This is a genomic window from Mycolicibacterium austroafricanum (assembly GCF_000612725.1).
Classification (GTDB): domain Bacteria; phylum Actinomycetota; class Actinomycetes; order Mycobacteriales; family Mycobacteriaceae; genus Mycobacterium; species Mycobacterium austroafricanum.
Window position 1 is genome coordinate 327,084 of record NZ_HG964451.1, and the last position, 7,271, is coordinate 334,354.

Below are 7,271 nucleotides of genomic sequence, written 5' to 3' on the forward strand. Positions count from 1 at the left end.
GCCGGAGCGGCTCCGTGAGCCGACCAGCAACCCCCGCGCTGACCGTTCGGTATGACGGTTCCACACGGTCTTTCGCGGCAGGCAACGACGTCGTCGTCGGCCGGGATCTGCGGGCCGACATCCGGATCGCCCACCCCCTGATTTCGCGTGCCCACCTGGTGCTGCGATTCGACCAGGGCCGGTGGCTCGCGATCGACAACGGCAGCCTCAACGGCATGTACGTCAACGGCAGGCGGGTGCCCGCCGCCGAGATCACCGACGGTACGCAGGTCCACATCGGAAACCCGGACGGGCCACTGCTGGTCTTCGAGGTGGGCCGCCACCAGGGCTCTGCGGGTTCGCCGCCCCCGACCGCGGCGGTCCCGGTGGCCGGCCGGCCCAGCGCGACCTGGCCGTCACAACCGCCGCCGTCGCAACCGCCACCCACCGGACGTCCTCCGGCGCAGCGCCCCTACCCGAGTGCGCCGCGCCCGTCCGCGCCGCCGACGTACCCGACGCCTCAGCCGTCCCGGCCCGCGCCGGTCCAGCAGCCACTCTCGTCGCCGGCCATGGAGTCGGCGACCGTGATGGGCCCCGCCGCAGCGCCGCGGTCCGGCGGGGACGGCAACATCGCCACCAGCATGCTCAAGATCCTGCGGCCCGGCAGGCCCGCAGAGGCACCGCCCGGGTCGATCAAGATCGGCCGCTCGACCGACAACGACATCGTCATCCCCGACGTGCTGGCGTCGCGCCATCACGCGACGCTGGTTCACTCCCCCGCGGGCACCGAGATCCGCGACAACCGCAGCATCAACGGCACCTTCGTCAACGGCGCCCGCGTCGACAGCGCGATGCTCACCGAGGGCGACACGGTCACGATCGGCAACGTCGACCTGGTGTTCCGGGACGGCACGCTGGTCCGTCGCACCGAAACCGCCGCGGCCACCGCGACCGGCGGCCTCGACGTCCACGGCGTCACCTGGACGATCGAGAACAACAAGACCCTGCTCGACAACATCTCGATGTCGGCGCGCCCGGGCACGCTGACCGCCGTGATCGGCCCGTCCGGGGCGGGCAAGTCGACGTTCGCCCGGCTGGTCGCCGGTTACACCCACCCGACGACGGGCCAGGTGTCGTTCGAGGGGCACGACGTGCACGCCGAGTACGCCTCGCTGCGCTCCCGGATCGGGATGGTGCCGCAGGACGACGTGGTGCACGGCCAGCTCACCGTCCGCCAGGCGCTGATGTACGCCGCCGAACTGCGGCTGCCGCCCGACACCACCAAGGCCGACCGGGAACAGGTCGTCAACGAGGTGCTCGAAGAGCTCGAGATGACCAAGCACCTCGACACCCGCGTCGACAAGCTGTCCGGCGGCCAGCGCAAGCGTGCGTCGGTGGCGCTGGAGCTGCTGACCGGCCCGTCGCTGCTGATCCTCGACGAGCCGACCTCCGGCCTGGACCCCGCGCTGGACCGCCAGGTCATGACGATGCTGCGCCAGCTGGCCGACGCCGGCCGCGTCGTCCTCGTGGTCACCCACTCGCTGACCTACCTCGACGTGTGCGATCAGGTGCTGCTGCTCGCGCCGGGCGGCAAGACCGCCTTCTACGGCCCGCCCAGCCAGATCGGCCCGTCCATGGGCACGACGAACTGGGCCGACATCTTCAGCGCCGTCGCCGGCGACCCCGATGCCGCAGCGCAGCGCTACCTGGCCCAGAACGGGCCGCCGCCACCCCAACCGCCGGCACTGACGCCGTCGGAGCTGGGCAACCCGACCCGCACCAGCCTGCGACGGCAGCTGTCCACGATCGCGCGGCGTCAGATCCGGTTGGTCATCTCCGACCGCGGTTACTTCGCGTTCCTGATGCTGCTGCCGTTCATCATGGGCGTGCTGTCGTTGTCTGTGCCCGGCGACGTCGGCTTCGGCGTGCCGAAGACCGCGCTGGAGGGCGGTGAGGCGCCCAACGAGCCCGGACAGATCCTGGTGATGCTCAACGTCGGCGCGATCTTCATGGGGACCGCGCTGACGATCCGCGCGCTGATCAGTGAGCGCGCGATCTTCCGGCGCGAGCAGGCGGTCGGCCTGTCGACGTCGGCCTACCTGCTCGCGAAGGTGGTGGTGTTCACCGCGTTCGCGATCGTGCAGGCCGCGATCGTCACCTCGATTGCGATCGCGGGCAAGGGCTGGGGTCCCGGCGCGGTGGAGCGCGGCGCGGTGATCGGTAACCGCAGTGTGGAGTTGTTCACCGACATCGCGGTGACGTGTGTGGCCGCGGCGATGGTCGGTCTGGCGCTGTCGGCGCTGGCCAAATCCGCCGAGCAGATCATGCCGCTGCTGGTGGTCGCGATCATGAGCCAGCTGGTGTTCTCCGGCGGCATGATCCCCGTCACCGACCGCATCGTGCTCGATCAGATGTCCTGGTTCACCCCGGCGCGGTGGGGTTTCGCGGCGTCCGCCTCGACCGTCGACCTGATCCGGCTGGTGCCGGGACCGTTGACTCCGCAGGATCGCCACTGGCAACACACCACGGGAGCCTGGCTGTTCGACATGGGCATGCTGCTGGCGATCAGCGTCGGCTACCTCGCGTTCGTGCGGTGGCGGATCCGGCTGAAGTCCGCGTAAATCTGTCGTAGACCGACATATGTTTCCTACTGGTCAGTAGACTCCTGGCGGGTGCAACGAAAACGGCGGAAGTCCTGGCAGATCCCTGCGGGTTCCGTACGCTCGGCACGCAGGCAATCCAGGGGGGAACCACGTGTCCGATGTCGACGCGTCGCAGCGTGCCACGGCGATCGAAGCCGCATTAGCTGAACTTCAGCAATGGGGTGTCGATCGCTTCAGCATCGAGGGCGTCGCCCAACGCTCACGGCTTGACGCCGAGTACCTGCACGAGCAGTGGACCAGCGAACGTCAACTCATCATCGACGCATTGCTCAGCTACAGCGACACCATCATCTCGGTGCCCGACACGGGCTCCCTGCAGGGCGACCTGACCGAGCTCGCAATGGCCATCGCCGCCTACGTCAATCAGCCGATGGGACGCCGCATCGCCCGCATGATGGTCGTCGACACGAAGTCGCACACCGCCGACTACGGCACCCGGTCGCAGTTCTGGACGATGCGCACGGAAGCGATCGAGGTCATCTTCAGCCGGGCCGCCGAGCGCGGTGAGCTTCGCGATGACGTCAGACCGTCGATCGCACTGCAGTTGTTGACGTGCCCGCTACACACGTTCGCGCTCTACACTGACCGGTCGGTCGATCCGGGCTACTGCCGCGAGATCGCCGAACTGGTCACTCGAGCCGTCCAGCGCTGAAAAGCGGCTTTTCGGACACCCGGGCCCGTCGACGAAGAAGGGGCGCCCCGGGTCGGGGCGCCCCTTCTGTCGGCCCGGGCCGTTCAGCGGACTCATACCGAATTTGTCCGCTTACTGGACGTCGGCCGGATTGTCCGCTTACTTGACGTCGAGGTAGTAGACGCTGCCTGTCACTGTCTGCTGGTAGGTGCGGTCGGTGAAGTCGTCGCGGACGGTGGAGCGGATGTCGCCGCCCTTGTGGATGCCGACGACGCTGGCCTGGCTCAGCGGGGCATCGGAGAGCCGGTTGACCACGACACGGTGGCCCTGGGCTTCGAGCTGGCTGATCGTCGCGTCGGCGTTGCCGCCGGTGGGGGCCGCGATCGCGGGGGCGGCCAGGCCGAGTACGGCGGCGCTCAGGCCGGCGGCGACGGCGGTGGCGATGGTGAGGTTCTTCATGGTTCTGCTCTTCCCTTGTCCGGGGTCGGAGCCGTGGAGCGTGTCGCGCGGTTTCGACGTGTGGTGGTGTTCCGTTCTGGTAGTTCGCTCGATCCGATCAAGCGATCTGACTGGTTAAACCCGCAGGTCAGGTCAATAATTCCGGTGGCAGAAATTGACCGGCGGTTGGCAGTAATACAGCGGTGAAACTTGTCAGTGTGGTCGCTTAAAATCGAACACATGTTCCCCAGGGTCTTCAGGAATGTGTCGTTGATGTAGCCAATGGGAGCTGTGCCCACCTGTTGGCTACGGCCTCAGGGTGTTATCTCGGGTCAGTCCACGAGGTGCTCGTGGGATTCCGAGCCGTCGGCCTCGACGAGTAATGTCCTCGTCGCCAGGCGGGCCTCATTCGAGGTGCGGCTGGGTTGCCTAACCTGTTGGCGTCGTTTCCTGCTGATCCGGTTCCCCGCGGTGGGGACGTAGGTCACGCATTTCGAGCCACGTGTGGATTCGTTCGGCGACGGCGGCCCATCCTGGTTCGAGCATCATGTCGTGGCCCATGTCGGGGAAGATCTCTGCTTCGGTGCGGTAGGCGTTGGCCGTTGTGCGCACTTCCTTTGAGAGGATGCTGCGGTCACATTCAGCTCCCAGGATGAGCAGCGGCGTGGTCACCCGCTTCGGTCTGGGCAGCATCCAGATCGTATCGATTGCAACTCTCTGGCTTTCGCCGTTGAGTCGCGCGGCGTATCGCACGACGTCTGACTCGGGAGTCTGCGACGAGAAGAAGCTTTCGCGGGCAAGCTCAGGGGTTCCTACGGGGAGTAATGCGTTGCCCGTAATCAGTCCTTTTGTGGTCAGCCATGGATGCCTTCGCGTCAGGCGCATGGTGAATGCGAAGCTTCCTCGCTGGGGTGCGGACGCGATCAGCACGCCGGCGGGTGCTTGGTGCGCCTCTAGGTACTTCTGCACAATGAAGCCGCCCATCGAATGGCCGATCAGCACAGGCGTTGTCGGCAAGGTGTCGACGACTGAGTCAACGTCGTCGAGGTAATCAGCGAGCGAGCAGGTGCGGAGCGGCTTCGGTGAGGGGCTGTTTCCGTGGCCGCGGAGGCTGACCGCTAGCGCGCGGAAACCCTTGTCGGCGAAGAAGTCCAGGAAATGTTCGTCCCAGCACCAAGCGGCATGCCAGGCTCCGTGAACGAAGAGCAGTGGCACCGGATGAGATTCACTGCAAGCCCCCTTGTCGATCACCTCGAGCATGCGCTGACTCCGTTCTTGGGCGTCCAGAAAGCCATCAAACCGCGTCGGTTAGCTGCAATGACGCTGAGAGTAGCTTGAGCAGTTCCCCATCGCACCGAATTAGTCACCCATGTCGACGGACGGTCGTTGCCGGGGTGTTGTCGGTCCCTACCGCTACCGTCGCCATCAGTACGTTCCTCGCTTGCTGGGACCGAAGGAGGCGGCGTTGCGGGTTCAGCAGGTTTTGCCGCCGGACGGCGGGCCGGAGTCGTGGACCGTGTTGGATGAGCGGTTCGCGGTGGTCGAGCCGGCTGATGTTTTCCTGGCTCATTTGACCGCGATCGAGCGTTCGCCCGGAACGGTCCGGGCCTATGCGTTTGATCTGCGCGATTATTTCGAGTTCTTGGCTGCCCATGGGATTGATTGGCGGGCAGTTCGTTTGGAACATCTCGGCCGGTTCGTCGGCTGGTTGCGTCTGCCACCGACACAGCGGACTGCGTCAGTGACGTCGCTTTCGACGATGGAGGCGCAGTGTTCGGCGTCAACGATCAACCGGAAGCTCGCTGCGGTGGGCTCGTTCTACAAGTTCTATCACCGACACGGCGTGGGGTGCGGCGAGCTGCTGTCGACGATGAAAGCCGGCGGGGCGCGAGGATCATGGCGACCATTTCTGGCCCACCTCGGTTCCGCTGGTGACCAGCACCGCCGGACGATCAAGCTAAAGACCCGCCGTCGGCTGCCCCGGACGTTGCCAGAGGAGTCGGTGCAGCTGATCGTCAACGCGTGTGATCGGTTGCGGGATCGGTTCTTAATCGAGTTGCTCGCGGGCACCGGCATGCGGATCGGTGAGGCGCTCGGGCTACGGCATGAAGATATCGACGCTGCCGGGACGCTGATTCGAATCCGGGCCCGCCGCAACAGCAACGGCGCGCGGGTGAAAGGTGGGCAGCGCGAGATCCCGGTCGCGGCATCGCTGATCCGGCTCTATACCGACTACCTGGTCGACGAATACGGCGAACTGGATTGCGACTATGTGTTCGTCAATCTGTGGGGCGGATCGGTCGGCACGCCGTTGCGGTACTGGAATGTCACCGATCTGGTCAGTCGGCTGCGCGCCCGCAGCGGGGTCGAGTTCACCGTCCACATGCTGCGTCACACCTACGCCACCGATCTGTTGCGTCGTGGGGTTCCGGCCGAGGTCGTGCAGAAACTCCTCGGTCACGCCTCAGTGACGACCACCGCCAGCACCTATGCACACCTGGAGGTCGAAGACCTCCGGCGAGTCCTGCGCGACAAAGGCTGCCTGGACCGCGCTGTAGAGGGCCAGTGATGACCGCGCCGTTGAGGGTTGTCGGGCCTGCTGGGGACGCCGAGCTGGCGTCGCCGCTGCCGCTGCAGGATCAGCTTCGTGAGCTGGTGGCGTCGATTCTGATCGACGACTGCCGGGTCTTTGTCACGGCGGATGACCCGGTGGGAGGTGGGCCGGCCTGCGCAGTGGCGGGTTGCCCTCGATCGCGCAAAGGCGACGCAACCGTATGTGCTGTTCACCATGACCGCTGGGTTGCGGCGGGAAAGCCCGATCTCGATTATTGGGACGATCCGGGGCCATGTCCTGACCCTGAGTCGGTGCTCCTGGGCAGGCTTCCGCTGCCGTTGCGCCGGGAGATCGCCTACGGCATCGTCCAAGCGCGACAACACCCCAACCCGCCGTCGTTGCGGCTGGTCTCGCTGCAGGGCGCGATAGATGGCCTCGCCGACACCGGTATTCGCTCGTTGCTTGAGCCTGATGAAGACCGGTGGCCCAGTCCGGGCCGCCGGAGTCACGGCCGAATGCCCAAGCCAGTAGGCACCCTTAAGGTCGGCTTCTTCACATTCACCATCGACGAGCTCGATCGGCTACGCGGCCAGTTCGGGCACGAGCATGAGTATGCCCGAGACGTCTGGCGGTTGCGGCGCCTCGGCGTCACCGGGGTTCCCGGAGGTTGGCGGCTGGACTTCCGCGATATTCAGCAGGGCTGGCTACGCGCTGCGGTCAAACAGTTTCTGCGCTGGCGCCACGACACCGGCCACAGCCCCAGCGGCATGCACCGCGACCTCACCGTGCTGACGCTGCTGTCGTCGGCACTGACCGAATGCGCTGGCACCAACGCCCGGCCTGAACAGTTCGATCGTGCCGTGATCACCCGGTTGTTGACCGTTCTGACCGAGCGGGGTCACCCACCGAACGCACGCCGCCAACGACTATCGTCGGTGCGCCGGTTCCTGGAGATCGCCCGCCAGCACGACTGGATTGCCGGGGTTCCCGTCGGTGCGGCGCTGTA

At 66.2% G+C, this 7,271-nt stretch carries 5 protein-coding genes and 1 pseudogene; 4 read left to right on the top strand and 2 right to left on the bottom strand.

The window, feature by feature from the left end:
• Positions 1-14: 14 nt before the first annotated feature.
• Together BN976_RS08195 and BN976_RS08200 are read left to right on the top strand one after the other, a co-directional pair.
• Positions 15-2,600 carry an FHA domain-containing protein gene (locus BN976_RS08195; protein ID WP_036369855.1) on the top strand — a complete coding sequence of 862 codons (2,586 nt, stop codon included), beginning with the start codon at positions 15-17 and terminating at the stop codon, positions 2,598-2,600.
• A gap of 133 nt (positions 2,601-2,733) precedes the next feature.
• Positions 2,734-3,294, top strand: a complete 561-nt coding sequence (locus BN976_RS08200) for a TetR-like C-terminal domain-containing protein (RefSeq protein ID WP_011778800.1) — start codon at positions 2,734-2,736, stop codon at positions 3,292-3,294.
• 138 nt (positions 3,295-3,432) lie between these two features.
• On the opposite strand, the gene BN976_RS08205 is transcribed toward BN976_RS08200, so the two are convergent.
• A complete protein-coding gene (locus BN976_RS08205; protein ID WP_011778799.1) occupies positions 3,433-3,732 on the bottom strand; it encodes a hypothetical protein in 300 nt (99 codons plus the stop codon).
• A gap of 408 nt (positions 3,733-4,140) precedes the next feature.
• On the bottom strand, positions 4,141-4,971 hold the full coding sequence (locus BN976_RS08210) for an alpha/beta hydrolase (RefSeq protein ID WP_011779377.1): 831 nt from the start codon (positions 4,969-4,971) through the stop codon (positions 4,141-4,143).
• A 205-nt stretch (positions 4,972-5,176) separates the two neighbouring features.
• Between BN976_RS08210 and BN976_RS08215 the strand changes: the two genes are divergently transcribed.
• The gene (locus BN976_RS08215; RefSeq protein ID WP_011779376.1) at positions 5,177-6,280 is read left to right on the top strand and encodes a tyrosine-type recombinase/integrase; all 1,104 of its coding nucleotides are present in this window, start codon (positions 5,177-5,179) and stop codon (positions 6,278-6,280) included.
• Positions 6,281-6,576: 296 nt separating this feature from the next.
• Positions 6,577-7,271, top strand: a pseudogene (locus BN976_RS33765) (hypothetical protein); the annotation flags it as partial.

Bases quoted from the DNA above. Each gene is read 5' to 3' on its own strand.
- BN976_RS08205 (WP_011778799.1), bottom strand. From the start codon at position 3,732: ATGAAGAACCTCACCATCGCCACCGCCGTCGCCGCCGGCCTGAGCGCC.
- BN976_RS08210 (WP_011779377.1), bottom strand. From the start codon at position 4,971: ATGCTCGAGGTGATCGACAAGGGGGCTTGCAGTGAATCTCATCCGGTG.